The organism is Rhodococcus sp. P3_B8, assembly GCF_056402775.1.
This window is the reverse complement of the sequence record NZ_JBFUGT010000545.1, coordinates 1-2,390: the sequence shown is the minus strand read 5'-3', so window position 1 is coordinate 2,390 and position 2,390 is coordinate 1. Positions and strand designations below refer to the sequence as shown.

General features: G+C 62.8%; 1 protein-coding gene and 1 pseudogene. Both read right to left on the bottom strand.

Annotated elements, in window-relative coordinates:
• Positions 1–184: pseudogene (locus tag AC1D1G_RS44295) on the bottom strand (NAD(P)H-dependent flavin oxidoreductase); the annotation flags it as partial.
• 40 nt (positions 185–224) lie between these two features.
• Positions 225–1,847 carry an AMP-binding protein gene (locus tag AC1D1G_RS44290; RefSeq protein ID WP_477956838.1) on the bottom strand — a complete coding sequence of 541 codons (1,623 nt, stop codon included), beginning with the start codon at positions 1,845–1,847 and terminating at the stop codon, positions 225–227.
• Positions 1,848–2,390 lie beyond the last annotated feature (543 nt).

The following is a 2,390-nucleotide window of genomic DNA, read 5'->3' as shown; positions in this document are numbered from 1 at the left end:
CTTCGGTGATGCGGGTGAGCCATTCACGCAGGACGGGCTGCGGGCGGGTGTTGAGCGAGGGGAACGATCCGACGATGCCCGACGTCGACTGGGCGATCACCAGGTCGGGACCCGAGACGATGAACATCGGCGACGCGACGACGGGCAGGCGAAGCCGGTCTTGCAGGATGGGGGGCAGGCTCATGGGTACTCCTTGTCGGGAAGTCAGTTCGGGAAAGTGATTGTCACTGCACGGAAAGGGATTGTCCCGGCACAAGTGAGCCGGCTTCCGAAGCCCGGAGGTCTTTGCGAAGAATCTTGCCCGCCGCGGACTTGGGCACGATGTCGATGAACTGCACCTTGCGGACCTTCTTGTGTGGGGACACCCGCTCGGCGACGAACGCGATGACTGCGGCCTCGTCCAGTTCGGCGCCCTGCTGCTTGACGACGAACGCCTTCGGCACCTCTTCACCCTCGCCGTTCGACACTCCGATGACGGCGGCGTCGGAGATCTGCGGGTGGGTGAGCAGCAGCGCCTCGAGTTCGGCGGGTGGCACCTGATAACCCTTGTACTTGATCAGTTCCTTCATTCGGTCCACGATCGTCACCACGCCCTCCGAATCGACGGTCGCGATGTCGCCGGTGTGTAGGTAGCCGTCCGCATCGAGGGTCTCGGCGGTTGCTTCGTCGTTGCCGAGATATCCGGCCATGATGTTCGGGCCCTTGCACCACAGCTCACCAGGCTTCGACACCCCCTCGGCCGGATACGCGATCTCCTCGCCGGTGGCCGGATCGATCAGCTTGCATTCCATGTTGGGAATGGTCAACCCGACTGAGCTGCGGGGGATGTCGTCTCTGTCGAGAGGAATGAGGTGGCTAGCAGGACTCATTTCGCTCATTCCGAATCCCTGCAGGACCTTGCATCCCAGCCGCTTCTCGATCACTCGAGCCAGGTTGTCGTCGAGTGGGGCTGCGCCCGACAGCATCACTCGGACGCTCGATAGATCGTAGTCGTCGACGATGGGGTTCTTGGCCATGGCCACCGCGACGGGCGGCGCGATGTAGATGTAGCTGCATTCTTCTTCCGAAACGGTACGGAGGAACTCGACCAGATCGAATTTTGGCATCGTGACGAGCGTGGCTCGCTGATGCAGCGTTGCGTTCAGCACCGCGGTCAATCCGTAGATGTGGAAGAACGGAAGGACGGCCAGGACACGTTCCTGCGGAGTGATTCCGAGCCATGGCTGAACTTGGCAGAGGTTGGCGACCAGGTTGCGGTGGGTGAGCCGGACGCCCTTCGGACGGCCCGTGGTCCCGGACGAGTATGGCAGCACTGCGAGATGTGTTGCCGGGTCGAAATCGACCTTGGGTGCCGGAATCTGTTGTGCCAGAATTTGTTGTAGTGACGGGTGTTCGTCGCCTGTTCCATCGAGAACCAGGACTCGGTGTGCGCCGATTCCGGCAGCGCGAGCCGCGGACCACGCCTGAGGAAGGAGCGCCGACGTGGTGAAGAGGAACGACGCCGAGGAGTCGGTCAGCTGTTTGGTGATGTCCTCTGCGGTGTAGAGCGCATTGATGGGGGTCGCAGTCCCTCCTGCGCGCAGGATGCCGTGAAACGCGACCGCGAACTCCGGTGAGTTCGGGGCGTGCAGCCCGACCACATCGCCGACAGTCAGGCCTTGGGCGGTGAGTGCGCCGGCTACCGCATCGATGCGTGCCACCAGGTCGCGATACTCGACGGTTGTATCTGAGCTCCGGTCGCGGAACGCGGTCCGTTGCAATTCTTCGTCGGACAAGGTGCCGAAAAGAAGGTCGTACAGACTCGATTCGGGGATGACGACGTCAGGGTGTGGGCTGGTGAAACTCACGGATGTACCTTCCATTTCGGCGAGGTGAGGGACGGTTGTGATCAGGCGACCAAAGTGGACGCCGAAAGCGGTCGACGCCGTGCCGGGTGCCGCGGTCCGGTCCCCCTGCAATTTGCCGAGGGCAGTGACCGCCGAGGGGAAGACGGTTGCCTTGATCGTCCCCAGGGTGTCGGAATCCTTCCCCAACAGAGGGTGACAACCTCGAGCGCGGTATCGAAGAGAGGACACCGTCGGCCGGGGCGGTGCGGTCGACCAAACCGTGCGCCCGAGCCTCGGTGCCGTCGTAGCGATGTGCGCTATCCGTGCACGTGGGGGCCGGGCGGGTCGATCGGTCCTTATAGCCGCGTCCGCCAGGCCGGGTGTGCCGACATTCGAATATCCGGTAATGCCACATCGCGACTACCTCGATCCTGAGAGGCGCCGTCATCGGGACGGCGCGAACACCGAATCTAGCAGTACCAAACGGTTAGGTAAACCAGTCGGTACTACTAAATTCCGGGGCACAGTCCCGAGCGGTAGTACAAGGCTGCCGGCGGCCGAGGC